This window comes from Streptomyces sp. NPDC102259 (genome assembly GCF_044766465.1).
In the GTDB taxonomy this organism is placed as follows: Bacteria; Actinomycetota; Actinomycetes; order Streptomycetales; family Streptomycetaceae; genus Streptomyces.
Window position 1 is genome coordinate 242322 of the sequence record NZ_JBIWMA010000002.1, and the last position, 23734, is coordinate 266055.

The 23734-nt window shown below is 72.9% G+C and carries 20 protein-coding genes and 1 riboswitch; of the genes, 9 read left to right on the forward strand and 11 right to left on the reverse strand.

The genetic code is table 11. The features are described 5' to 3' along the window. Window positions 1-19 precede the first annotated feature (19 nt). The 3 genes from ACIRPU_RS05715 to ACIRPU_RS05725 form a co-directional block, all read right to left on the reverse strand. Window positions 20-1249 carry a phosphodiester glycosidase family protein gene (locus ACIRPU_RS05715; RefSeq protein ID WP_403862123.1) on the reverse strand — a complete coding sequence of 410 codons (1230 nt, stop codon included), beginning with the start codon at window positions 1247-1249 and terminating at the stop codon, window positions 20-22. Between the two features lie 153 nt (window positions 1250-1402). Next, complete coding sequence (locus ACIRPU_RS05720) at window positions 1403-2575, reverse strand: bifunctional class I SAM-dependent methyltransferase/NUDIX hydrolase (RefSeq protein ID WP_403862126.1); 1173 nt, start codon at window positions 2573-2575, stop codon at window positions 1403-1405. 80 nt (window positions 2576-2655) lie between these two features. Continuing rightward, window positions 2656-3120 (reverse strand): carboxymuconolactone decarboxylase family protein, encoded by a 465-nt coding sequence (locus tag ACIRPU_RS05725; RefSeq protein ID WP_384110498.1) that lies wholly within the window; start codon window positions 3118-3120, stop codon window positions 2656-2658. A gap of 20 nt (window positions 3121-3140) precedes the next feature. Here ACIRPU_RS05725 and ACIRPU_RS05730 point away from each other — a divergent pair, with 20 nt between their 5' ends. Then, a complete protein-coding gene (locus ACIRPU_RS05730; protein ID WP_403862129.1) occupies window positions 3141-4091 on the forward strand; it encodes a pirin family protein in 951 nt (316 codons plus the stop codon). Window positions 4092-4230: 139 nt separating this feature from the next. Here ACIRPU_RS05730 and ACIRPU_RS05735 read toward each other — a convergent pair whose 3' ends face one another. From ACIRPU_RS05735 to ACIRPU_RS05750, 4 genes are read right to left on the reverse strand one after another with little or no spacing between them, the layout of a single operon-like run. Further along, on the reverse strand, window positions 4231-5091 hold the full coding sequence (locus ACIRPU_RS05735; protein WP_403862132.1) for an energy-coupling factor ABC transporter ATP-binding protein: 861 nt from the start codon (window positions 5089-5091) through the stop codon (window positions 4231-4233). Beyond that, complete coding sequence (gene cbiQ / locus ACIRPU_RS05740) at window positions 5088-5849, reverse strand: cobalt ECF transporter T component CbiQ (protein ID WP_403862135.1); 762 nt, start codon at window positions 5847-5849, stop codon at window positions 5088-5090. The genes ACIRPU_RS05735 and cbiQ overlap by 4 nt, the downstream gene beginning before the upstream one ends. 6 nt (window positions 5850-5855) lie before the next feature. After that, on the reverse strand, window positions 5856-6272 hold the full coding sequence (locus tag ACIRPU_RS05745; protein ID WP_403862137.1) for an energy-coupling factor ABC transporter substrate-binding protein: 417 nt from the start codon (window positions 6270-6272) through the stop codon (window positions 5856-5858). After that, window positions 6269-7018, reverse strand: a complete 750-nt coding sequence (locus ACIRPU_RS05750; RefSeq protein WP_403863528.1) for an energy-coupling factor ABC transporter permease — start codon at window positions 7016-7018, stop codon at window positions 6269-6271. The genes ACIRPU_RS05745 and ACIRPU_RS05750 overlap by 4 nt, the downstream gene beginning before the upstream one ends. 29 nt (window positions 7019-7047) lie before the next feature. After that, window positions 7048-7260: riboswitch (cobalamin riboswitch) on the reverse strand. 250 nt (window positions 7261-7510) lie between these two features. Here ACIRPU_RS05750 and ACIRPU_RS05755 point away from each other — a divergent pair. Both ACIRPU_RS05755 and ACIRPU_RS05760 read left to right on the forward strand, forming a co-directional pair. Then, complete coding sequence (locus ACIRPU_RS05755) at window positions 7511-8587, forward strand: PucR family transcriptional regulator (RefSeq protein WP_403863531.1); 1077 nt, start codon at window positions 7511-7513, stop codon at window positions 8585-8587. Between the two features lie 109 nt (window positions 8588-8696). Beyond that, a complete protein-coding gene (locus ACIRPU_RS05760; protein ID WP_403862139.1) occupies window positions 8697-9140 on the forward strand; it encodes a hypothetical protein in 444 nt (147 codons plus the stop codon). Window positions 9141-9163: 23 nt separating this feature from the next. On the opposite strand, the gene ACIRPU_RS05765 is transcribed toward ACIRPU_RS05760, so the two are convergent. After that, on the reverse strand, window positions 9164-9964 hold the full coding sequence (locus ACIRPU_RS05765; RefSeq protein WP_403862142.1) for an SDR family NAD(P)-dependent oxidoreductase: 801 nt from the start codon (window positions 9962-9964) through the stop codon (window positions 9164-9166). Between the two features lie 237 nt (window positions 9965-10201). Beyond that, window positions 10202-11410 carry an acyltransferase family protein gene (locus ACIRPU_RS05770; protein ID WP_403862145.1) on the reverse strand — a complete coding sequence of 403 codons (1209 nt, stop codon included), beginning with the start codon at window positions 11408-11410 and terminating at the stop codon, window positions 10202-10204. 492 nt (window positions 11411-11902) lie between these two features. Between ACIRPU_RS05770 and ACIRPU_RS05775 the strand changes: the two genes are divergently transcribed. Then, window positions 11903-13627 (forward strand): VanW family protein, encoded by a 1725-nt coding sequence (locus tag ACIRPU_RS05775; RefSeq protein ID WP_403862148.1) that lies wholly within the window; start codon window positions 11903-11905, stop codon window positions 13625-13627. 349 nt (window positions 13628-13976) lie between these two features. After that, window positions 13977-16367, forward strand: a complete 2391-nt coding sequence (locus tag ACIRPU_RS05780; RefSeq protein ID WP_403862151.1) for a PQQ-binding-like beta-propeller repeat protein — start codon at window positions 13977-13979, stop codon at window positions 16365-16367. A gap of 25 nt (window positions 16368-16392) precedes the next feature. Here the strand turns inward: ACIRPU_RS05780 and ACIRPU_RS05785 are convergent, their stop codons facing one another. Beyond that, window positions 16393-18723 (reverse strand): glycosyl hydrolase family 95 catalytic domain-containing protein, encoded by a 2331-nt coding sequence (locus ACIRPU_RS05785; protein ID WP_403863534.1) that lies wholly within the window; start codon window positions 18721-18723, stop codon window positions 16393-16395. Window positions 18724-18920: 197 nt separating this feature from the next. Here ACIRPU_RS05785 and ACIRPU_RS05790 point away from each other — a divergent pair, with 197 nt between their 5' ends. Next, on the forward strand, window positions 18921-19607 hold the full coding sequence (locus ACIRPU_RS05790; RefSeq protein ID WP_403862154.1) for a polysaccharide lyase family 7 protein: 687 nt from the start codon (window positions 18921-18923) through the stop codon (window positions 19605-19607). A 69-nt stretch (window positions 19608-19676) separates the two neighbouring features. On the opposite strand, the gene ACIRPU_RS05795 is transcribed toward ACIRPU_RS05790, so the two are convergent. After that, window positions 19677-20336 (reverse strand): DUF6629 family protein, encoded by a 660-nt coding sequence (locus ACIRPU_RS05795; RefSeq protein ID WP_403862157.1) that lies wholly within the window; start codon window positions 20334-20336, stop codon window positions 19677-19679. Window positions 20337-20524: 188 nt separating this feature from the next. Between ACIRPU_RS05795 and ACIRPU_RS05800 the strand changes: the two genes are divergently transcribed. The 3 genes from ACIRPU_RS05800 (at window position 20525) to ACIRPU_RS05810 (ending at window position 23699) form a co-directional block, all read left to right on the forward strand. After that, entirely contained in the window at window positions 20525-20878 is a 354-nt protein-coding gene (locus tag ACIRPU_RS05800; protein ID WP_403862160.1) for an STAS domain-containing protein, read from the forward strand. Next, window positions 20875-21804 carry an anti-sigma factor RsbA family regulatory protein gene (locus ACIRPU_RS05805; RefSeq protein ID WP_403862163.1) on the forward strand — a complete coding sequence of 310 codons (930 nt, stop codon included), beginning with the start codon at window positions 20875-20877 and terminating at the stop codon, window positions 21802-21804. Before ACIRPU_RS05800 ends, ACIRPU_RS05805 begins: the two co-directional genes overlap by 4 nt. 176 nt (window positions 21805-21980) lie before the next feature. Beyond that, entirely contained in the window at window positions 21981-23699 is a 1719-nt protein-coding gene (locus ACIRPU_RS05810; protein WP_403862166.1) for an FAD-dependent oxidoreductase, read from the forward strand. Window positions 23700-23734 lie beyond the last annotated feature (35 nt).

Sequence of the window (23734 nt, forward strand, 5' to 3'; positions counted from 1 at the left end):
TCACCCATGACCTGGGCGACTACTTGGTGAAGACCCCGATGCCGTTCGCCACGGGGCGCTCGTACCCGTCGGACGGGTGGTTGCGGACCGTCACCTTGGCCGCGCCCGCGGGGCGGGCCACCAGGGTCGACGAGCCGCCGCCGTCCAGGCTGAAGCCCTCCGTCGCGCCGAGGCTCTTCAGGGCGGAGGCGACCTCGGCGATCGTCAGGCCCTTGCGGTACGCGGTGGCACCGTCCAGCGCGAACAGGTACACCCGCTTCCCGCCGTTGCCGATGCCCACGGCCGTACGCACCGCCGAGACCGACTTGTCCAGACCGGACAGCGGCTGGGAGCCCGACAGGACCGGGTAGCCGCCCACGGCGAAGCTGTACGCCGACCTCGACGCGGCCGTCAGCCCGTAGCGGACCGCCACCGCCTGGCCCCTGACGAGCGTCTTCAGGCGCGCCGCGCCCGCCTCCCGCCCGACGAGGACCGTGGTGCCGGTCGTGATGGCGCCGCTGCCGGGCGCGGTCGACGTCGACACCACCCGGCCCTTCCTGACGGTCACCTCGTAGGTGCTGGTGCTGCACGCCGCGGCCCGTTCAATGTCCGTGCCGCAGGTGGCCCGCTTGCGCGAGACGCTGCCCCAGTCCGAGGTGTACGCGCCGATGGAGTTCTCCGGCAGCGCGTACTGGTTGACGCCGCCCAGCGGCAGCCGCCGTCCGAGGACGCCGACCGTTCCGTTGAGGGACAGGCTGTCCACCCGGGCCTTGCCGTCGGTGCCGACACCGACCACGGCCTTGGTGTTCGTGCCCGGCGGCAGCGCGGGCCCGAACCGCTGCGCGTTCGGGACCGCGCCCTTGAGCGCTTTCCCGTTCACGACCGCCGGCCCCACGCTCGCCCCGGTCGCCGCGACGCCCGGGTGCTGCGTCTCGCTGATGTTGAAGAAATCGCCGTTGATGCCGGCGACGGCCTTCTGGCTGTTCGCCAGCGAGGAGACGGCCGCGCGGGACGCGACCGCCCCCGGGTACAACAGCCCGAGGCGCACATGGGTGTTGGTGAGATCGACGCTGAGCACATGCACATGCGTCGTCCCGGCGGCCCCCGCCAGGTCGTACTGCCGGTACGCCACGCCCGCCGCCACGGTGGTCCAGGTCGCGGCTTCGGCCGGGGCCGCCCCCGCGAGCGCTGCCCCGGTCACGGTGCCGAGCGCGACGAGCAGCGTCACCGGCTTTCTGCGCCCCCCGGACCGCTTCTGATGTCGTGTCACAGACCCCCCTGGGTAGTTCGGGCCGCAACTTTCTCATGACCTGCGGGAACTCCCGCCAGGGGGGTGGGCGGGAAATCCATGAGAACGGGTGATGAAAGGCACGATTCCGGGTGGCATTCACCGCCGTTCGGCCGCGCCGTCCCGCCTCTTGTGCTACGCGGCGAACGGGGTGAAGTGGGCCGGGGCGTGGTCGATCGGCAGGTCCGGACGCCAGGCGGTGAGGGACTGGGCGCTGCACACGAACAGGGACGGCGGCAGGTGGTCCAGGGAGTACCAGCGCCAGTCGCCGACGCTCTCCCCGGGCTGGTCGGCCGGCTCGCCCTCCCAGTCGGTGACGACGGCGCCGACGGTCATCCGCACGACACCCTCGACCCGGTCGAGCAGGGTGCCCAGCAGGCGTACCTTCGACGGGTCCGCCCGCAGCCCGGTCTCCTCGCGCAGCTCCCGCACGACCGTCTCCTGGAGCGACTCCCCGGGTTCGACCGTGCCCCCGGGCAGCTCCCAGGTGCCCCGCCGGTGACGGCCCAGGAGCAGTCCCCGCGGCCCGTGCAGGATGGCGCCGACGCCGACCGCCGCATGCGCGACGGGCGGGAGACCGGTGCGGGGGCGGGCGGTGACGCGCAGGGGGCGCCGGGCCCGGAAGACCCGGTAGGCGGCCCGGTTGGCGGGATCCGGCGACGTCACCGGCACCACGTCCTCCACAAGCAGCCCGTGTGCGGTGAGCAGGTCCTCCCACCGCTCGGTGGTGGGCACCCACATCCGGACCGTCGTCTCGCCGCCGCCCGCGAACCGCAGGGTCTCCGGCCGCGCCACCAGCTCCGCAGTGGGGCCCTCGCCACTGGAGTTGGTGTGCAGCACCGAGAAGCACAGCGTCCCACCGGGAGCGAGCGCGGTCGCCAGGGCGGGGAACAGCCGCCGCGGGTCGATGAACGGGACGGCGTTGACGGAGTAGATCACCTCGTACGGCCGCGCGGTGCGCAGGTGCTCGACGGCGTCGGCGTGCAGCAGACGCAGCCCGGGCAGCGAGCCGTACCGGTCACGGGCCCGCGCGATCTGGCCCGGCGCGAGATCGACCGCGTCGACGTTGGCCCCGTAGGCGCGGACGAGCCGGGCGGCGTGCCGGGCCGGGCCGCAGCCGAGGTCCAGGACGCGCCGGCCCGCCAGCTCCCCGAGGAACGCCTCGTCCGGACCCGCGTCCGGGAACCCCCAGTCGATCCGCTCCGCCTCCGCCAGGACCGTGCCGCGCCCCAGGTGGTGGGTGGCGTAGGCCTGCCAGGCGTCGGCGTTGACGGACTCCGGGCCGTCGGGGGCGACGGGACGGGGCATGGGCGGTCCTCCACGGGCGAAGCGGTCGGTGTGCGTCGGGCCAGTCGATTCTTACCGGCCCCGGCACCTGGCAACCGGCCTCAGCGCACGGAGCGTCGCGGGACCGGGTGCTTGCTCAGGATGGACACCCGGTTGAAGGCGTTGATGGTGACCGCCACCCAGATCACCGCCGAGATCTGGTCCTCGGTGAGAACCTCCAGGGCGTCGGCGTACGCGGTCTCCTGCGCGGCGGCGTCGGACGGCACGGTGGTCGCCTCGGCCAGCGCCAGGGCGGCACGCTCCAGGGGGCTGAAGAGATCGGTGTCCCGCCAGGCCGCGAGGACGCCCAGCCGCCGGGTGTCCTCGCCCGCGCGCAGGGCGGCCCTGGTGTGCAGGTCGAGGCAGAACGCGCAGCCGTTGAGCTGCGAGACGCGCAGATCGATCAGTTCCACGACGGTGCGCTCCAGGCCGGCGTCGGCGGCGGTCGCCCGCACGGCCTCGGACGTCTGGACCAGTGCGTGGTAGGCCTGGGGGCTCTGCTTGTCTATGAAGATCCGTCGAGTCATAGTTGAATATCAAACCATTCATGGTCGGACCGCAGGAACGAGAGGTGCCCACGGTGAGCAAGGTCGAGGTACTCACCCCGCGAGACGTCCCGCTGGGCGGCCCCCGGGCGATGACCGTACGACGGACGCTGCCGCAGCGTACGCGCAGCCTCATCGGCGCCTGGTGCTTCGCCGACAGCTACGGCCCCGACGACGTCGCCGACACCGGCGGCATGGACGTGGCCCCGCATCCGCACATCGGTCTTCAGACGGTGAGCTGGCTGTTCACCGGCGAGATAGAGCACCGCGACAGCCTGGGCAGCCACGCCTTCGTGCGTCCCGGCGAGCTCAACCTGATGACCGGCGGACACGGCATCGCCCACTCGGAGGTCTCCACCCCGCGCACCACGGTCCTGCACGGCGTCCAGCTCTGGGTCGCCCTCCCGGACGAACACCGCGACGCCCCGCGGGACTTCCAGCACCACGCCCCCGCCCCGGTCGGCGTGCCCGGCGCCGAGATCAGGGTCTTCCTGGGCTCCCTGGCCGGCTCCACCTCCCCGGTCCGCACGTTCACCCCGCTCCTCGGCGCCGAACTGGTCCTCGAGCCGGGCGCGGAACTCACCCTCGCCGTCGACCCCGCCTTCGAACACGGCCTGCTCGTCGACACCGGCGAGGTCCGCTTCGCCGACACCGCGCTGCGGCCCGCGGAACTCGGCTGCCTGGACCCCGGCCGCACCCACCTCACCCTGACCAACGACTCGACCGCCCCGGCCCGCACGATCCTCCTCGGCGGTCCGCCGTTCGAGGAGGAGATCGTCATGTGGTGGAACTTCATCGGCCGTTCGCACGAGGACATCGTCCGGGCCCGGCAGGACTGGACGGACGGACCGGCCGGGGGCCGGTTCGGGGAGGTGGAAGGGTACGGCGGCGCTCCGCTGCCGGCGCCGGAGCTGCCGTCGGTGCCGTTGAAGGCGCGCCGCAGGGTGAGGTGACCTGGCCGCAGGGCGGTGAGGTGACCCGGCTGCCGCACGTCCGGCGAAGAGGCGCGGCTCGGGGGCGGATCCCCGCGCGCCCTTCCGCGGGCCACCGCCGCCCCGGCGTCGGGACCACCCCCGGACACGGTCAGGGGCGTCAGCCTTCGGCGGGGAGCGCGGGCGTGGGCGTCGCGGTCAGCGCGGCCAGTTCCTCCGAGGTGCGCGGGCCCGCGGCGGTGTCGGTCAACAGCCCCTGGGCGCGCAGCAGTCGGGCGGCGGCGATGCCCCAGGGCAGTCGCAGGCCCGCCTGCCGGAGGAGGTCCGTGCGCGCGAGCGTCGCGGCGGCGGGCCCGGTGCGCGCGCCGGACGGGGTGAGCAGGGTCGCGTCGTCGGCCCAGCGCAGGGCCAGGTCGACGTCGTGGGTGGCCATGACCACGGTCGTGCCGGACTCGCGCAGCCGGCCGAGGACCGCGAGCAGCCGTTCCTGGCCGTCGGGGTCGAGCCCGGCGGTCGGCTCGTCGAGGATCAGCACCCGGGGCCGCATCGCGACGGCGCCGGCGATCGCGGTGCGCTTGCGCTGCCCGTAGGAGAGCAGATGGGTGGGCCGGTCGGCGAGGGCGGTGATGTCCAGGGCGGCGAGCGCCTCCTCGATCCGGGCCCGCACCTCGGTGTCGGACAGGCCGAGGTTCAGCGGTCCGAACGACACGTCCTGGGCGACGGACGCGGCGAACAGCTGGTCGTCCGGGTCCTGGACGACCAACTGCACGGTCGTACGCAGCCGGGTCAGCCCCTTGCGGTCGTACGTCACCGGGCGGCCCTCGACCCTCAACTCGCCGTCGCCCGGCCGCAGTCCACCGCTCAGCAGCCGCATCAGCGTGGTCTTGCCGCTGCCGTTGCGGCCCAGCAGGGCGAGCGCGCGCCCCGCGTGGACCTCGAAGTCCAGGCCGCTGAGCACGGCCGGGCCGTCCTCGTAGGCGAAGGAGGCACCCCGCAGGGCCACCAGTGCGGGCTCGCTCAAGGCAGCGGCCTTTCCAGTACGGATTGCAGGACGAAGGTGAGGGCGGCCAGGGCCGCGAAGAGGACCGCGCTGGCGGCCGTGAAGCGGACGGAGACCCGGGCCTCGGGCACCTGGACGCGCAGGGTGCCGTCGTAGCCGCGCCCGGCGAGTCCGTCCTGGAGCCGCGCCGCCCGGTCGAAGGTGCGGACGAACGCGGTGGCGCCGAGCCCGGCCAGCGAACGCCACTCCGCGGCCCGGGAGGTGTGCCCGAGCCGGGCCGCCTGGGCTTCCCGGATCCGGCGCACGGAGTCGAGCAGCAGGAAGCTCATGCGATACGTCACCAGCGCGACGTCCACGACGGGCGCGGGCACCCCGGCCCTGACCAGGCGGGGCAGCAGGTCGGACATCGGGGTGGTGAACGCGAGGAGGAGGACGCCGAGGGAGGCCGCCGAGGTGCGCAGCAGCAGCTCCCCGGCGCGCACCGGGCCGTCGTCGGCGAGAGCGACGAACCGGTCCGGGGCGCCGACCTGGACGAGCAGGGTGAGTGCGCCCGTGACGCAGAAGCCCAGCGGTACCCGGTAGGCGCGCCACAGCCGCCGGCGCGGCACACCCGCGGGCCCGAGCAGGATGACGAGCGCCGTCACCAGGACCAGGGCCGCACCGGGCCAGGGCGGCAGGGAGATGGCGAGCACGGTGAGGCCCAGTCCGAGCACGGCCTTGTCCACGGGGTGGCGGTGGCGCCAGCGGCTGCTGTGCGCCGCCGCGTCGATCGGCAGCACGCGGGCTCAGGTCCGTTCGGGAGCGGACGCGTCGGAGGCGCTCTCGGACCTCTGAGCGCTCTCGGACACCTTGGCGTCGGCGTCCCCCTTGGCTTCCCCCGTGGCGTCCCGCTGGGCCAGGGCCCGGAGTTCGCCCTGCCGCCGCCCCCGGTGCAGACCGAAGTAGTAGGCGAGGACCCCCGCGCCGAGGGCCGCCTGGAGGGCGAAGAGGGCTGACTCGATCTCGCCGGACGGCGGTTCGTACAGGGGTGAGAACCAGGGTTCGTAGTCCGGCCGGATCTCGGTGATCGTCGTCTCCGCCTCCGTGTCGGCGCCCGTGAACGGCTCCTCCTTGTGGTCGCCGAGCCCGAGGGCCAGCGGCAGGACGGCCAGCGCGGCCACCACGAACAGCAGCAGGGCGTTGATCTTCGCGTTACGGCTCACCGGGCCACCGCCCCGGCACCGGTCCCGGCGTCGGTATCGGCGTCGCCTTCGGTCCCGGCGTCGGCATCGGCTTTGGTCCGGCCGGTCGGCACGAGCACGCCCAGCCTGGTCAGTTCACCCTTGCTGGACTGGGTCAGCAGCCGCATCACGAACACCGTGAGGAGCCCCTCGCTGACCGCGAGCGGGATCTGGGTGACGGCGAAGATGGAGCCGAACTTGCCGAGCGCGCCCGGGAATCCGCTGCTGGGGTCCGGGAAGGCGAGCGCCAGCTGCACGCTGGTGACGCAGTAGGTGGACAGGTCGGCCACGAACGCGCCGAAGAACACCGTGACCATCAGCGGCACGTCGAACCGCCGCAGCAGCCGGTAGACCGCGTAACCGGCCCAGGGCCCGACGACGGCCATGGAGAAGACGTTGGCGCCGAGCGTGGTCAGGCCGCCGTGGGCGAGCAACAGGGCCTGGAAGAGCAGGGTGATGGTGCCCAGCACCGCCATGATCGGCGGCCGGAACAGGATGGCGCCGAGCCCCGTGCCGGTGGGGTGCGAGCAACTCCCGGTCACCGACGGCAGTTTCAGCGCGGACAGGACGAACGTGAAGGCTCCGGAGGCGCCGAGGAGCAGGGTGCTCTCGGGATTCTCCTTGACCTCACGGGTGAGTGACCGTACTCCGTGGACGACGAATGGCGCGGATGCGACGCCCCAGGCGATCGCATGCGCCGGAGGCAGAAAACCCTCGGCTATGTGCATGGCTGAGCAGACCCTCTCCAGCACCTCGTGGATGGTTGACGTGCCTTGGCCGGTCTCCTGGCTCACGGGTACCACCGCCCGTGCTCCGCCTTCCCGGGTCCCAAGGACCCAGTGGCTGCCCGCGAGGGCCGGAGCCGGACTTCCCGATCACAGTGGCGAGGGCCGCACCGGCATCACACCGGATTTCCCGTTCACCGAGGCGTGGTGACAGTAGTGCCCGCACAGAGGCTCTGACAAGCGGAGATGCGAGGCGCGAGGACGGCGGACGACGTCGCCCCCGGCGCACGCCGCCGTCCGAGGGCCCGACGAAATGCCGTGACCGTACGGTCGGCGTAGGGCCCGCCGACAGGGCACCGTCGGTCAGGCCGACCTGATCCGAACGACAGGCCCTGGGCGGCCCCGCAGCCCGCCGGACGCACCCAAGGGCACTCCGCCGCCGTACCGTTCGGTGGGAACATGTGTCCGACCATGCTTCATCCGAACGGGGAGACCATGACCGGCCCGCACGCGCCCGAGCCGTTCCTCGACGGATTCGACCGGATCCTGGCGGACGCCGCGACCACGGGCCGCAGGCTGACCCGCGACGAGATCGAGTCCCGCCGGGCGCTCGGCGCACGGGCGGCCGAGGCCGGACGCGGCTGGCGCGGTCTGGTCCGCGCGCATCTCGCGGCCGGCCGGGAGAGCCGTCCACGGGACGCCGATCCCGACAGCGTCCTCGCCGTCGTCGAACAGGCCGTGGACGCCTTCGCCGACGGCTACGAGCGCGCACAGCGGCTGGTGATCCGCGAAGAGGAGGCGGCCCGCCGCGAGTTCATCGACGACCTGCTCCACGGGCGCGGGCCCGCCGGCCAACTCGCCGCCCGTTCCGAACGGTTCGGCCTACGGCTGTCCCGCGCCCACGCGGTCGCGGTGGCCGAGGGCCCGGAGAGGTACGACGAGACCGACCCCGTTCCCCGGCAGGTGGCGGACGAGCTGTACGGCCGCTTCGAGAACCGCCGCATCCTGTTCACCACCAAGGACGGCCGGATGGTGTGCATCGCCCCCGCCGACCAGGACGAGGTCCTCATCCACTTCGCCCAGCAGGCCCGCGCCGCCGCGGGCCGGGCCCAGGTCGCCATCGGCCGGCCCAGGCCGGGCCCGGTCGGTATCGGGCACAGCTACGAAGAGGCCCTCAACACCCTGGACGTGGCCCAGCGCATGGGCCTCGACGAGCCGCTGCTGCGCGCCTTGGACCTGCTGGTCTTCCCCGTCCTGGCCCGGGACCGGCAGGCACTGGTGGACCTGGTGCAGAGCGCTCTGGGACCGCTGGAACGGGCGCGCGGCGGGGCACAGCCCCTGCTCGACACCCTCACCGCGTACTTCGACACCGGCTGTGTGGCCGCCGCGACGGCCCGGCGGCTCTCGCTCAGCGTGCGGGCGCTCACCTACCGCCTGGCCCGCATCCACACGCTGACCGGCACCGATCCCACCGACCCCGCCCACCGCTACACCTTGCAGACCGCGGTCATCGGCGCCCGACTGCTCGACTGGCCGACCAGACCCCTGAACCCGGCCGAGGTCTCCTCATAGGGGTACACGCTGCGCTCGACGGCCGGGTGGGAGAATACGTGCCCAGGTCCACGCTGCCGTGGCGGCCGGGCGTTTCGGGGGCATGCAGGACCGGAAGGAAGCGTGCGGCATGATCGAGTGGGTGTCCCTCCGGGCCGGCGCCCGGCCCGTGCCCCAGCCCGTCTCCACCCCGGTGGTGTGGGCCACGGCCTTCGGCGGCGCGCTCGTCCTGGTGGCCGTGCACAACATGCTGGTGGGCTCGGACCGCCCCGGGTTCGCGCTGGCCGCCCTGTCTCTCCTGGCGGCCCTGTTGGGACTGTGCGCCCGCTTCACCGCGGCCCCGGGTACGGCCGTTCTGTGCTGGCTGACCCTCAACGGATTCGCCGTCCCGCCCGCGGGCACGCTCACCTGGGCCGGCCACCGTGACACCTTCTGGCTCACCTGCCTGTGCGCCGCGACGCTCGTCGGCACCGTGCTCGCCCGGATCGTCCAGGCCCGCGCCGCCTACCGCCGGATCGCGGCAGAGGTGGCCACGCCGACGACCGACCCGGACGGTGGACCCCTCGGCGCCTGACCGCCCCCGGGACCGGGCGCGGCTCAGGTGACGTTGCGGATGTCGCCGCCGTCCACGCGCAGTGCGGCGCCGTTGGTGGCGGTGGAGAGCGGCGAGGCCAGGTAGGCGATGAGGTTCGCCACCTCCTGCGATTCGGCGAAGCGGCCGAGCAGCAGGTTGGGGTGGTTGCTCTGGAGGTGCTCGCCCTCGAGCTCCTCCAGCGTCGCGTCCGGCCGCTGCTCCTGGAGCATGGCGAAGTACCGTTCCGTCAGCTCGGAGTGGGTGGGGCCGGGCAGCACCGAGTTCACCGTGACGCCGGAGGCCGGGTAGGACTCGGCGAGACCGCGGGCCATGCCGAGCTGGGCGATCTTGGTGGCGCCGTAGTGCACCATCCCCGGCGGGACGTTGAGCGCGGACTCGCTCGACACGAAGACGATGCGGCCCCAGCCGCGGTCGGCCATCCCCGTGACGTAGTGGCGCGACAGCCGCACACCGCTCATCACATTGAGGTCCCACAGCCGCTGCCAGCTCTCGTCGGACAGCTCGGCGAAGGGGCTGAGTTCGGCGGTGCCGGCGTTGTTGACGAGGATGTCGGTGTCCGGCAGCGTCTCGATGATCTCCCGCACGCCCTCCGCCGTGGCCACGTCACCGGGCGCGGCCCGCAGGTCGGCGTCGGGCACGGACTTGCGGATCTCCGCGATGGCGGTCTGCACGCGTTCCTCGGTGCGGCCGTTCACGTAGACCTGGGCGCCGGCGGTGGCCAACTGCTGCGCGGTGGCCTTGCCTATACCGGCGGTGGACCCGGTGACGAGCGCGGTACGGGTGGAGAGGTCGAGGGTCAGCATGAAGCGGCTCCTAGTTCGAGGATGCGTGGCCGCCGGACGCGTCTTCCCGGACGAAGAGCGTCGTTTCGGCTCTCCACGCGACTCTTCAGGACGCCACCACAGAACTTCTTGACCGCCACTTGAACGAGAGAGGTCGTGACACCGGACGATTCATGTGCTGTCCCGGGGCCTCGCCGCCCGGGACACACCACTGCCCGGTCACCGCCCGGGGGACGGGCGCTGACCGGGCAGTGCGGTTCACACCGTTTCGCCGGCCGACACGGGCTGCGTGTCGCGCGGCGCGGTCTGCGGGGACCGCTGCTTCCTGCCGCGGCTCCAGCGCTTCATCACCGGGTTCTCCACGAGGGTGTACAGCAGCCAGGCGGCCAGCACGTTCACGGCGAGGAGCAGGATCAGCATGCCCAGCGCCGGGACGGTGTCGTAGGTACGGCTGCCCAGTACCTCGGGCCGGCCGTAGAAGACCACCAGACCCTGGAGGAGATAGAAGGCGAAGGAGATGTTGCCCAGCAGCACCATGGGCCTGCTGGTGAGCCAGCCGCCGTCGCCCCGCAGATCCGAGGTGGCCGCGGCGCAGAGGATCATGCCGATCGGGACGACCGTGGTGAGGCTGAAGTTGTACGGGTCGGGGGCGGTGAGCGCGGCCCAGTAGCCCACGGCGAAGGCGGCGGCCGAGGGCAGCAGGCCGATGCGCGGCCACAGACCGGCGGCGACGATACGGGCCAGGAGCATGCCGAGCACGAACTCGAACAGGCGCGGCGGCGGGAACGCGTAGCCGAACCACTCCTGGTTGGCCGTCAGATCCCCGAAGGGGCTCTTGGCGCCACCGGCCATGAACTGCTTCGTCACGACCGCCATGGCCGCCACGCCGACGACCATGCCGGCGGCCCACAGCCACAGCCTGCGCTCCTCGATCCGGCGTACCACGACGATGAACAGAGGGAACAGCGCGTAGAAGAGCACCTCTGAACACAGCGACCAGGAAGGGAAGTTGACGCTCATCGCGGTGTCGGGCCGGTTGCTGAACGCGTGCACCAGGGAGAGGTTCGCCAGCCACGCGTGCAGCGGGGTGGCCGACGCCCACAGCCAGATGGCCAGGGCGAAGGTCACGAGGTGGTTGGGGTAGATCTTGAGGGCACGGCGCCGCCAGAACGCCGTGGGCCGGTCCCCGGGCGTCGCCGACCACGTCAGGACGAAGCCGCTGAGCACGAAGAAGAAGGACACCCCGATGCGTCCGGCGGGCAGGAAGAAGTCGGCCACCGGCTGCGCGATGTCGGGATCGGCGAAGAAGCTGATCGGCAGGGTCGGCCGCAGGGGTCCGGCGAGGTACGAGGTGTGGTAGAGGAAGACGAGCAGGGCCGCCACGAATCTGAGGCCGGTGAGCGAGGGGAGCGGGGCCCGGCGCTGCGGTGGACCGCTCGGGGTCGATGCGGCGGTTCGGTCTGACATGTGCGCACTGCCTTTCGAACGGGGACGCGGTCGGGCTGGGGGTGGTCAGCGCGCGGTGAACTCGCGGATGGGGCTGGCGACGCAGTCGGTCATGTCGGTGCTGATCCCGGCGTGGACGTCGATCCAGAACGTGCGCCCAGTAGCCACGTCGCTGTACTCCGGCGAGCCCACACGCAGGTTATTCAGGAGCCCTTGGAAGGTGCTCGTGGCGGCCTCGAGAGTCCCGCCGCGGGCACTGCTCCTCACCGCCTGCGTCCGGGCCTCCTCACCGCCTCCGCGCGGGCCTCCGTACCGGCATCCCTGGGCCGGACGTCCACACGGCGCAGGTGTCCCCGCGACGGAAGTGATCCGGAACATAGGTGTTCTGGGACATATGAGCTCAACGCGCGCTATGGGTAGCTTGGGACGCTTCCCCCTGTGTTTCGGCGCCGTGGTGTGTGCGGTGTCGCGCAGCGGGGCGGATCACCGACCGATCGTCCGTCCAGGAGTCCCATGCGTCCTCGAACAGCCTCCGTGCCGTCCCTCGCCCTGGCGGGCGGTGCGCTGACCGTCGGCGTCGGCGCGCTGTACCTGGCCGGGCTGCTGATCACGGGCGGGCAGATCGAGGCGGGCACGACGGTGCGGGGCGTGGACATCGGCGGCCTCAGCCGTGCGGAGGCCGTCCGCAAGCTGGACGAGCACCTGACGGCGGCCGGCTCGCGGGAGCTGACCGTACGGGTCGGGGCCCGCAGCGGGACCGTCGACCCGCGCCAGGCGGGACTCACCTTCGACGCCGAGCGCACGGTCGACCGGGCGGCCCGCGTCGGCTCCGACCCGGTCGCCATGGTCGGCGGGCTCTTCGGCTCGGGGAGTGCCCAGGAGCCGGTCGTGCACCTCGACGAGAACAAGGCCCGCACCGCTCTGGGGACCCTGGCGAAGACCCTCGACCAGAAGGTCCGCGAGGGCGCCGTCGGCTTCGCCGACGGCCGGGTCCAGCAGGTCGCCCCGCAGACCGGCTACGCACTGGACGTGAACGCCGCCGTCGGCGCCCTGAAGACCTCCTTCCTGCGCGGGGCGGCGGACGCGGTCACGGTCCTGCCCGCCCGCGAGACCCGGCCGAAGGTCACGGCGCAGGAGGTGGGGCGGGCGGTGCGCGAGTTCGCGCGGCCGGCCATGTCGGCGCCCGTCACCCTCACCACCGGCGGCAAGCGGCTCACCATCGGGCAGAAGGTGCTGGGCGAGCATCTGACGATGCGGCCGGACGACGCCGGCCGGCTGGTACCGAGACTGGACGACAAGGGCCTGCGCGCGGCCCCCTCGGTGGCCCGCCCCCTGGCCGGCGTCACCACCACCGCCGCGAACGCCGCCCTGCGGCTGGACGGCGACCGGGTCGTGGTGGCCCACGACGCCCGGACCGGCGTCCAGATCACCGACAAGGCGCTCGGCAAGGCCGTGCTGCCGTTGCTCACCCGGTCCGGCGGAGCGGCCCGTACCGGGGAGGTGGCCGCGCGGCGGACCCAGCCGCAGGTCACCCGTGACAGCGCGGCGCGGCTGGGGCTGACGGAGAAGCTGTCCTCCTTCACCGTCCACTTCGAACCGGCCGCGTACCGCACGAAGAACATCGGACGGGCCGCACGGCTCATCAACGGTTCCGTCGTGCTGCCCGGCCGGACCTGGAGTTTCAACCGGACCGTGGGTCAGCGCACCGAGGCCAACGGCTTCGGCGAGGGCATCATGATCCTCGACGGCGAGTTCACCAAGGCGCCCGGCGGCGGTGTCTCCACCGTGGCCACGACCATGTTCAACGCGATGTTCTTCGCCGGCGTCAAGCCCGTGGAGTACGGCGCCCACTCCTTCTACATCGAGCGCTACCCGGAGGGCCGGGAGGCGACGGTCGCCTGGGGCAGCCTCGACCTGAAGTTCGCCAACGACTCCGGTCACGCCCTCTACATCCAGGCCGAGGCCACCGACACCTCGGTGACCGTCACCTTCCTCGGCACCAGGAAGTACGACGAGATCAAGTCGGTCACCGGGCCCCGCACCCACGTGCGACAGCCGGAGCGGAAGGTGAGCACGGACGAGAAGTGCGTGCCCCAGACCCCGCTCGAGGGCTTCGACGTCACCGTCGACCGGGTCTTCTCCGACGACGGCAGGGAAGTGCGGCGGGAGCCGTTCCGCACCCACTACACCCTACGGGACGAGATCACCTGCGCGGCCGCCGCCGAAGACCCGCGGTAGGTCCGGCGGTCGCCGGGAACACGGGTGACCTTCGGCACATCGGAGGTCTGTGCCCGCGTCGGTGGTTTCCTCCTACACCTGTCGCTCCGCTGTTGCTCATCGCGCATCGTTCCCGCAGGGCGGGCACGTGTCACCCGACCCCTGACGCCATGTCACATCGCCGTCATCTCGCCGTCGCGGGGCAGGAGTAGGGCGGAACTGTTCCCTCCGGGGGATGCGCCGCGGTTGCCGCGAAGTGCTCGCGTCCGCCACCGCAGCCTCTAGTCTGCTGCCAGACCCCCCACAGGGCCTTCCCCCGCGGCGTGGGCGGGACTCCCGCCCGTACCACCGAGAACAGGCGGCCGAGGGCATGAAACCACTGCGCCCAGAGGATCCCGAGCAGCTAGGGCCGTACCGTCCGGTGGCCCGGCTCGGCGCGGGCGGCATGGGCCGGGTCTATCTGGCCACGTCGTCGGCCGGCCGGCCCGTCGCGGTCAAGGTCATCCGTCCCGAGATGGCCGAGGACAAGAACTTCCGCATCCGCTTCCGGCGCGAGGTGGCGGCCGCGGCGGCGGTCGGCGGCGTGTACACGGCATCCGTGGTGGACGCCGCGCCGGACGACGAGACGCCATGGCTCGCCACCGCCTACGTACCCGGCCCCACCCTCGCCGAGGCGGTCGCCGCACACGGGCCGCTGCCGGTGGAGACGGTGCTCGCGCTGGGCGCGGGCGTCGCCGAGGCGCTGATCGCGGTGCACGCCGAGGGGCTGGTGCACCGCGACCTCAAGCCGTCCAACGTGCTGCTCGCCGCGGACGGTCCGCGCGTCATCGACTTCGGCATCGTCAGGGCCCGGGACGGTTACGAACTCACCGGCTCCGGGGCCCTGTTCGGCTCCCTCGACTACATGTGTCCCGAGCAGGCGACCGGCGATCCGGTGGGACCGGAGGGAGACGTCTTCTGCCTCGGCTCGGTGCTCGCGTTCGCCGCGTCCGGACACCCGCCGTTCGGTGGAGCCGCGGCGGCCGCCCTTCTCTACCAGGTGGTCCACGGTTCGGCCGACCTGTCCCTGGTGCCCGAACCGCTGGACAAGATCATCAGCCTCTGTCACGCCAAGGACCCGGGCCTTCGGATCAGCCCCGACCGGCTCTCCGCGGCCTGCGCGCCCGGCGGCGCCGAACAGGGGCTGACGGAGGGCTGGCTGCCCGCGCGCGTGGCCGCCATGGTCACCGAGCGCCGGACGGCGGCGAAGGACCTCGACCGCCTCGCGCGGACCCTGGCCCCCGCCCGACCCCCGGTCGCCCCGGTCGGCGCCCCCGCGCCCGCCCCCGAGACGCCCGTGTACGGCGGATGCGAGCCGGGCCGGTCCCCGGCGGAGAGACCGGCGTACGACACCGCCGACGCCGGAGCCGGCGCGGCAGACCCGGACAGCGCACGCGGAGCCGGCGGCGTGGGCGACCGCGCCGCGGGTGGAGACAGTGGAGCCGGGGATGCCGGTGGCGTGCGGCCCACCGCCGGGCCGCCGGGACGGCAGGCCCCGGACACCCCGGCGCAACCGGTGCCGGAACGTTCCGTCGCCCCCGCGCACCGCCGCGCCCCCGAACGCTTCGGCGTCGGCCGGCGCGCCCTCCTCGGCATGACCGCGGGCGCGGCCCTCGTCGGGGCCACGGCCCTCGTCACCCGAGGCAGGACCGGCGGGCAGCGGGCGCCCCGGCTCGGCCCGGCCCCCGAACCGGCCTGGGTCTACCGCGGCGGCCCGCTGCTCCAGACCCCGGCCGTCTTCCACGACGGCACGGCCCTGCTGAAGGCCCGCCCCGGCAACATGATCTGCCTCGACCTCGAGCACGGCGCCCGACCCAAGTGGGTGTACGAGGGCATCAGCCTCTCGCCCAGCCCCGTCCTGCTGGTCCACGGCGCCGCGGTCGCGCTCGGCACCGGGGCGACGCTGATCGGCGTCGACCCGGCCGACGGCGCCGAGCGGTTCACCCTCGACTTCGGCGAGGACTTCCGGTTCGACCAACTGCTCGGCGGCTACGACGGCTACGCCGTCTCGGTCCTCGGCGCCAAGCTGCAACGCCGGTCCGCGGAACAGGGCGTGGCGACCTCCACCAGCACGGTCTTCGGCGTCGACCTCGAGGCCCGCCGGGCCCTCGTCATACCGATCGACCCCGAGGACGTCGGCATCCCCCTCCAGCCCGTCGTCACCTCCGACTACTTCGTCTACGCCGACGGACTGCGCAACGTCTCGGTCCGCTACACCCGCGACGGCGGCAGCCTGCGCTGGCGGCACCCGGTCGGCTACGACCTCCGGCCGGGTCTCGCGGTACTCGGCCGGACCGTCTTCGCCATCGGCTCCGAGCTCATCGGCCTCGACCTCGACACCGGAAAGCTCCGCTGGAAGGCGAAGGCGGAACGCGGCATGTTCGCCTCCCTCGGGGCAGCCGGCGACACGGTCTACGCCACCGGAACCGACCCCTACGGCGTCCACGCCTTCGACGCGGCGAACGGCTCCCGGCGCTGGTTCTGCGAGACCCCCCGGATCAACGTCGACCACCCGATCGCGGTGGGGGCGCACGCCGTCCACGTTCCGGCCTTCGAGAACAAGAACGGCTTCTACGCGATAGACACCGCCTCGGGCCGCCTGCTGTGGAACTTCACCGACGGCCGCGAGACCGGCGTCAACGACTGGCAGCTCTCCTGCGACGGAGCCGGACACCTCGTGGCCCAGCACTTCGACCGGGCCTACGGACTGCCCGTCACCTGAGGACGGGCGGGCCGGCGGACGGGCGCTACGGCAGTCCCCAGGCCGCACCCGGTTCGCTCACGGCGACGGGCGCGATGACGAGGTCGGGCCGGGAGCCGGAATGGACCAGCACCTCGCGGCCCCGGGGCAGGTCGATGGAGAGCACGCCGTCGCCCAGGTCGTGGGTGCGGGCCCGGGTGCCGTCGTCCAGCAGCACGGTGAGGGCTCCGCCGAGGCCGTGCCGGAGCTTGAGCGGCTCGCCCGCCAGGCTTTTGATCCGGATGAACCGGGTCGTCCCCGCCTCGCGGACGGCGCTGACCAGGAAGGCGCCCTGGGTGCGGAAGTCGTGCAGCGTGACGTCCGCCCAGGCGGACGGGACGGCCGGGAAGACCCGGATCACACCGCCCCAGCTCTGGCAGAACAGGTCGTGCAGGGACTGCGAGGCGGACAGCGGCGTCTCGATGACCGGACCGGCCTCGGTGTAGTGCGTGTTGGCCTGGCACGGGTAGCGGGTGGTGGGGTCGAAGAACTTCCGCAGATAGGTGATCGCGGTGTCGCCGTCGCCGGTCGTCGCGTACATCGAGGCGGCCCCGGTGTAGCTGTAGCCCCGGTGGGCGCCGGTCAGCGCGTGCCAGTGGACGAGCGACTTCGCGATCAGCTCCCGGCTCTCCGGCTGGTCCCAGTTGACGAGGCACAGCGGATACACCATCAGCAGGTGCGAGTAGTGCCGGTGGGACTGCGCGTACGGGGTGTCGGCGCCGATCATGAAGCCGTTGGCGTCGACCGGGTACGGCGTGAGCCTGGCCAGTACCTCCCGCCAGCGCGGGGCCGACTCGTCGTCGATGCCGAGCAGTTCGGCGGAGTCGAGGAGGGTCCGGCAGCCCCAGCGGATCAGTGCGAGGTCGTAGTTGGTGTCCTGCGGGGGCACGACCGGGTACTCGGGGGAGAGGGTGCTCGGCAGGTGCAGCTTGCCGTCGCTGCCCGGGGTGAGGAAGTGCAGGTAGTAGTTGATCGCCCGGCGCAGCACCGGGAAGACCGTGTCGCGCAGCAGGGACTCGTCCATGGAGTGCCGGTAGGACAGCCACACGTTGTGCAGCGCCCAGGTGAGGTCGCCGGTCTCGGCGCCGCTTCCGGGCCGGCCGACCGCCCGGTCGGCGAACATGTCGGAGCTGCGGCCGACGCCGGAGCTGTCCACGCGGTAGGCGGCCGGCACGTTGGCGGCGAGCTGTTCCTGGTTCTGCCGCAGCGTCGTGGCGAGCGAGTCGAGTTCCGGGTGGTTGAAGCCATGGATGAGCCAGTACTCCAGCTGGACGTTGAGGTTCCACCACACCGCCGGCCAGGGGGTGGGCTCCAGCCAGGGCCCCGAGGTGGCCATGACGGGACCGCCGGCGCGGCTGGCGGAGGCGACCTTGTAGAGCTGGATCCAGTGGAAGCTCAGCAGCCGCTGGTCGGGGAAGGAGACGAAGCTCTTCGGGTAGAAGGCGTGCCACCAGTCCGTGTGCCGTCGTCTCAGCGTGCGGTACGAGGCCGCGCGCCGGAGGTTGCGCAGCGAGGCGGTCTCGGCGGCGGTGGTGGAGGGTGAGCTGTGGCCGACGCTGAGCAGCAGGTCGTTACCGGTGCGGCGGTACGAGGTGGCCGTCTGGCCGCCGGTGAGGGGCTGGAGCACCTGCTCGGTGCCGTCGGCGGTGGTCCGGGTGGTCCAGGGCGGGTTGGCGGTGTAGCCGGCCGGCGGTGCCTCCTGGACGCGGCGGGGGCTGAGGGCCTCCTCGGGGTGGAAGGTCCAGGTGACCTGTTCGCCGCCGGTGGCCGTCACCCGGGCGGCCAGCACCTCTTCGTGGATGAGGGCGGAGAGGGTGAGGGTGCCGGCGGTGGTGGTGACGGTGCCGGTGAGTTCGGCGTTCCACAGGCTCAGCCGCCAGTCGACGGCGGTGATGGCGCCGACCGGATCCAGCGTGAGGTGTCCGACGGGCAGGCGGCAGGTGCCCCAGCCGCTGCCGAACTCGGGCCGGTGGTCCTGGACGCGGCCGTGCTGGACCGTGAAGCGGATCCGGTTGGCGCCCGGCTCCTGGTAGACCATGCTGCCGAGCAGTCCGTCGCCGAGGAACGGACCTTCGTACCAGCGGGTGGGCAGCCTGGTCCACCGCAGATCCTGCTCGCGCAGGAACCCGGCCCAGGCGCGGTCGGTGTCCATGGCGGAGCGGAGTCTCCACGGGCGTGCCCGGGCGGCCGGCACCGGACCGGCGGCGGACTCCACCGCCGGTAAGGACTCTTCCGCGTGGGCCCTACCGGGCAGGGCCGCGGCTGCCGCACCACCCAGCGCGGTGCCGATCACGGCTCTGCGGGGCAGGGGGGAGCGCTCCCCCGACTGCGAGGTCATCATCGTCCTCCAGACCTGACGGGTCATCGATACATCGGGTGTATCGGGAACCTAGGGAGGCCTCGTGTGGCTGTCAATGGCCCGGACATGTCGCAGAGCCCTTGACTCCTCCGATGTATTGAGCTTGCCTGCTGGCATGTTCCTGACTCTCTGAGTTCGTCCATCCCCCACTGGAAGCCACTGGAAGGGAACACGTGATGCACCGGAGAACCGTCCTACGGGCGGGGGCCGGCCTGCTGGCCGGCGGCGCCGCGCTCACCCTGCCGCCCGCGTCCGCCGGCGCCGCGACGGCGGCCCCGGCCGCCGATCCGACCGACGGCTGGACGCGGACCTCGTTCACGTACAGCTGGCAGAAGCCCTGGAACCTCGACCTCGGCGACCGGCACACCGCCGGCGACGGCGTCCACCGCATGTGGGTGTACGCCACCGACGAGCCGTTCGAGGAGGGCAGCTCCACCGACCCGCGCACCGAGATGCGCTGGAAGGTCGACTACACGACCGGCAACCGCATGTGGGACGCCGACGTCTACCTGCCGTCCGGCACCGACGGCGCGTCCTTCGTCCAGATCCTGCGGGGCGTCCACCCCTCCGGCACCCCGGCGACCGACATCATGCTCAACGTCTACGACACCGGCGGCGGCACCGTGCGGCGCTACGACGGCACGGTGCTCAGGACCGACGCGTACGACACCTGGTTCAACGTGAAGATCGCCCACCAGGCGACCGCCGGGACCGGCACGGTCAAGGTCTACTTCGACGACTCCCTCGTCCTGACGGTCGCCGACCGGGGCCCCGCCACCCGCTACTTCAAGAACGGCGTCTACCACCACGGCTCCGGCCGCGCCGAGGCCCGCTTCCGCAACATCGCCTACTGGACGCGGTGAGGCAGGTGAAGGAGATGACGCAGGTGAGGCAGGTGAAGTAGTGGCGAGATCCGGCGGCCGTGCGCACGCTCAGCGGGTGGCGCCGGAGTTCCGCGTCCGGCCCGGTGACGGCTGTGCGGCGTCCGGTCGCCGGCGCAGCCAGCCGAGCAGCAGCACCGACCACACCGCCGCGAACGCGCACCAGGTCGAGACGAACTCCAGCCGCCACAGCGCGAAGCAGACTGCCGCGCCCGCGCCGACCACCGCCCCCAGGGCCAGCAGCCCCCGGTCGCCGGACAGCAGCAGGGAACCGACGGTGGCCAGGAGATAACCCGCGACGAGCACGGTCGGGTGAGAGAGGTGGACCGAGTACCCGACCGTGTGGCCGCGGATCGCGGCCGTCACCGGCCCGGTGGCGATACCGGCCGCCAGCCCGGCGGCGGTCGCGACGCCGAGCGCGAGGAGGAACGCCAGCCTGCGCCGGGCGTCCGGCGGGGCGGCGCACCGCACCGCCGCCGGCACCCACACCGCCAGCAGCGGGAGCGCGATCACGGCCCAGACGACGGTGGCGGGTCCGCTGCCCCCGCCCGAGTCCCAGACCACCGCCTCGACGATCTGATGAACCCCGAGCAGCAGCGGCAGTGCGGCGAGGGGAAGATCCCGGCGGTCGCGCACACCCGTCACACAGGCCACCCCGACGGCCGCCACCCCGGCGCCCGCCACCAGGTCGGCCGTCGCACTCCAACACATCACGTCACCATGGGTTCGACCGTCGTCCGCAGCCGGCTCGTCGTGCGGTGCGGGCCAGGTTACGTCCCGCTCCACGGATCCGGCCGCAGCCGGGCCGACGGCCGCCTCTGCCGGAGTAGCGCACCTGAGGCGTGAGGGGCCACGTTAGGCTGGTGGCGGTGAGCGGCAGACAGCGAAGGAGGCCGTGGGTGGTGGACGCCTCGCACGGAGACGACGGACTCGGGTCGGCGCACGGCGCCGTGCTGGAGGTGGGCCTCTTGTCCGGTCGGCCCGGCATCCGGGCCCGGGGCGAGATCAGCGAGGTCACTCGCTCGCCCTGGGAAGCGGCCTTGGCGGGCCTGGCGCGGCAGCACGCCGACGTGTCCTATGTGGAGCTGTCGGAAGTGGCGTTCGTCGACGTGGCAGGAGTCGCGGCGCTCGCCGTCACGGCGCTGGGCCTGCCCGGCGGCCGGGTGGTGGTCGAGCATCCGCCCCCGCAGGTGCCGCGCGTGCTGGGCCTGTTCTGGCCGGGCCTTCGCAGCATCGAGGTGGCGCCGCGATGAGCATGGTGGCGACCCACGAGGCGTTCGAGCACCCCGCGCTGTTCTACCGCACCGAGCAGGAGTACGTGGACCGGACGGTGTCCTTCGTGCAGGAGGGCCTGGACCTCGGCGAGCCGGTGGCGGTGGCGGTGCCGGGACCCAACCTGGAGCTGATCCGAGCCGGACTGGGCCCGGACGCCCAGGCCGTTCGCCTGATGGACATGACGGTGGAGGGCCGCAACCCGGGCCGGATCATTCCCGGAGTGCTACGCGCGTTCGCCGACGCCCATGAGCGGGGGCGGGTGCGGATCATCGGCGAGCCGATCTGGGGGGGCCGCAGCGCGGTCGAGTACCCGGCGTGCGCACAGCACGAGGCGTTGATCAACGCGGCCTTCGAGGGCCGTCCGGTGACCATCCTCTGCCCGTACGACGAGGCACGCCTGGACGCGGAGGTCCTGGCCGACGCGCGGATCACCCACCCGACGATCGTGACCGGCGACAAGGAGGGGGTCAGCGACGCCTACGACTGGCGTTCCGTCGTCGCCCGCTACAACGAGGTGCTGGTGCCCGCGCCGGACGCGGCCGTGTTCGCGTTCGGCGCCGACGAGCTGTACGCGGCCCGCGCCTTCGCGGTCGGCGAGGCCGAACGGCTGGGCCTCGCCGGGCAGCGGCTGGGCGACACCGAGCTGGCGGTGGCGGAGCTGACGACCAACAGCGTGGTGCACGGCGCCGGACGGGGCACGCTCGCCGTCTGGGCCGAGGCGGGACAGGTCGTGTGCGAGGTCCGGGACGCGGGCCGGCTGTCCGATCCACTGGCCGGCCGAAGACCTGCCGTGCGCGGTCAGATCGGCGGCCGCGGGCTGATGCTGGTCCACTACGTGGCCGACCTGGTCCGTCTGCACACCTCCGACGAGGGCACGACGGTCCGCTTCTACCTCACCCGCTGAGAGCCGGTCCGAAGTTCGTCCGAGAACCGCCCGAGAGCCGTCCGGTCCGAACCGTCGAACCCCGCACACCCGACGGTGTGCGGGGTTCGACGGTTCCACGGGCCCCGCGCGGGCCCGCCCGGCGCCGCGACGCAGGCGGGTGAAGCCTGAGCCGCCGTCACCTCCACGGGGCATGCATGAGGATCTCCGCCGTATCCGGCCGGGTCGGCGGAATCGACGCGCTGGAGGCGAGAGTGACGAAAGAACAAGCCGAAGAGATCGGCCCCCACATCATCAGGGTCCCGGTCCTCATCGTCGGCGGCTCCCTGGTCGGCCTGGCGACCTCGTTGTTCCTGGGACGGCTGGGCGTACCGCACGTACTGGTGGAGCGCCACGCGGGCACCTCCATCCATCCGCGCGGCCGCGGCAACAACGTCCGCACGATGGAGCTCTTCCGGGTGGCCGGTGTCGAGCAGGCGATCCGGGACGCCGCCGCCACCCTGGCCGACAACCACGGCATCCTCCAGACGCCCACCCTGGTGGGCGACGCCGGCGAGTGGCTGTTCCGGGACATCGACCCGGGCGGGGGCCTGGCCCGCTTCAGCCCCAGCTCCTGGTGCCTGTGCAGCCAGAACGACCTCGAGCCGGTCCTCCTCGACCACGCCCGGAGGTACGGCGGCGACCTGCGCTTCTCCAGCGAGATGATGTCGTTCGACAGCGACCCCACCGGCGTCACCGCGGTGGTCAAGAGCCGGGAGACGGGTGAGCACACCACCATCCGCGCGGACTATCTCGTCGCCGCCGACGGCCCCCGCAGCCCCGTCCGGGAGCAGCTCGGCATCGGACAGAGCGGGCCCGGAGACCTGTTCCACAACGTCAGCCTGACCTTCCGCTCCCGCCACCTCGCCGACGTCGTGGGCGACCGCCAGTTCATCGTCTGCTACCTGACCGATCCGGAGGCCGACGGCGCCCTGCTGCCGGTGGACAACCGAGAGAACTGGGTCTTCCACGCCCCCTGGCACCCCGAACACGGCGAAACGCTCGAGGAGTTCACCGACGAGCGGTGTGCCGAGCACATCCGCCGCGCGGTCGGGGTCGCCGACCTCGACGTGGAGATCACCGGCAAGGCGCCCTGGCACGCCGCCCAGCGGGTCGCCCGCAGCTACCGGACGGGGCGCGTGTTCCTGGCCGGCGACTCGGCCCACGAGATGTCCCCGACCGGGGCCTTCGGTTCCAACACCGGTATCCAGGACGCGCACAACCTCGCCTGGAAGCTGGCCGCGGTCCTCGACGGCTGGGCGGGGGAGGCGCTGCTGGACACCTACGACGCCGAGCGCCGCCCGGTGGCCGAGGCCACCAGCGCCCGGGCCGCCGCCCGGTCGGCCGAGCACAGCCACCCCGGGTTCGCCGCGCCGCCCGGAGCGGGAGGCGGCGGTCCCCAGCGAGGCATCCTCAACGTGGCCCTCGGCTACCGCTACCCGCAGGGCGCCGTCGTGGGCGCCGACCCCGCGGTCCCGGTCGTGCCGGAGGGCCTGGACCTGACCGGCGGCCCCGGCAGCAGGGCGCCTCACCTGTGGGTCCGCCGCGGGAACGAACGGCTCTCGACCCTCGACCTGTACGAGCGGTCCCTCGTCCTGCTCAGCGACGCCGGTGAGCCGAGCGGATGGCACGAGGCCGCCAACCGCCTCGCCGAGGAACTGGTCGTCCCGATCAGGTCGTACCGGGTGGGCCCGGGAGCCGACGCGGACCTGGTGCCCGAGGGCGACGCCGACTGGGCGGAGCGCCACGGCACGGCACGCGGGGGCGCCGTACTCGTCCGGCCCGACGGGTTCGTCCTTTGGCGGTCGCCGGGGCCGGACGCGGCTGCCGAGGCGGTGCTGCGCCGGGTCCTGAAGACCGGGCTGGGGATCGCCTGACCCCGCGGGCTTCACCCGTGTGAACGCCCCGAGTG

Bases quoted from the DNA above. Each gene is read 5' to 3' on its own strand.
- ACIRPU_RS05720 (WP_403862126.1), bottom strand. From the start codon at position 2,575: ATGCCCCGTCCCGTCGCCCCCGACGGCCCGGAGTCCGTCAACGCCGAC.
- ACIRPU_RS05750 (WP_403863528.1), bottom strand. From the start codon at position 7,018: ATGCACATAGCCGAGGGTTTTCTGCCTCCGGCGCATGCGATCGCCTGG.
- ACIRPU_RS05805 (WP_403862163.1), top strand. From the start codon at position 20,875: ATGAGCATGGTGGCGACCCACGAGGCGTTCGAGCACCCCGCGCTGTTC.
- ACIRPU_RS05725 (WP_384110498.1), bottom strand. From the start codon at position 3,120: ATGACTCGACGGATCTTCATAGACAAGCAGAGCCCCCAGGCCTACCAC.
- ACIRPU_RS05780 (WP_403862151.1), top strand. From the start codon at position 13,977: ATGAAACCACTGCGCCCAGAGGATCCCGAGCAGCTAGGGCCGTACCGT.
- ACIRPU_RS05730 (WP_403862129.1), top strand. From the start codon at position 3,141: ATGGTCGGACCGCAGGAACGAGAGGTGCCCACGGTGAGCAAGGTCGAG.
- ACIRPU_RS05790 (WP_403862154.1), top strand. From the start codon at position 18,921: ATGCACCGGAGAACCGTCCTACGGGCGGGGGCCGGCCTGCTGGCCGGC.
- ACIRPU_RS05775 (WP_403862148.1), top strand. From the start codon at position 11,903: ATGCGTCCTCGAACAGCCTCCGTGCCGTCCCTCGCCCTGGCGGGCGGT.
- ACIRPU_RS05755 (WP_403863531.1), top strand. From the start codon at position 7,511: ATGACCGGCCCGCACGCGCCCGAGCCGTTCCTCGACGGATTCGACCGG.
- ACIRPU_RS05795 (WP_403862157.1), bottom strand. From the start codon at position 20,336: ATGTGTTGGAGTGCGACGGCCGACCTGGTGGCGGGCGCCGGGGTGGCG.
- ACIRPU_RS05760 (WP_403862139.1), top strand. From the start codon at position 8,697: ATGATCGAGTGGGTGTCCCTCCGGGCCGGCGCCCGGCCCGTGCCCCAG.
- ACIRPU_RS05810 (WP_403862166.1), top strand. From the start codon at position 21,981: ATGAGGATCTCCGCCGTATCCGGCCGGGTCGGCGGAATCGACGCGCTG.
- ACIRPU_RS05770 (WP_403862145.1), bottom strand. From the start codon at position 11,410: ATGTCAGACCGAACCGCCGCATCGACCCCGAGCGGTCCACCGCAGCGC.
- ACIRPU_RS05765 (WP_403862142.1), bottom strand. From the start codon at position 9,964: ATGCTGACCCTCGACCTCTCCACCCGTACCGCGCTCGTCACCGGGTCC.
- ACIRPU_RS05785 (WP_403863534.1), bottom strand. From the start codon at position 18,723: ATGACCTCGCAGTCGGGGGAGCGCTCCCCCCTGCCCCGCAGAGCCGTG.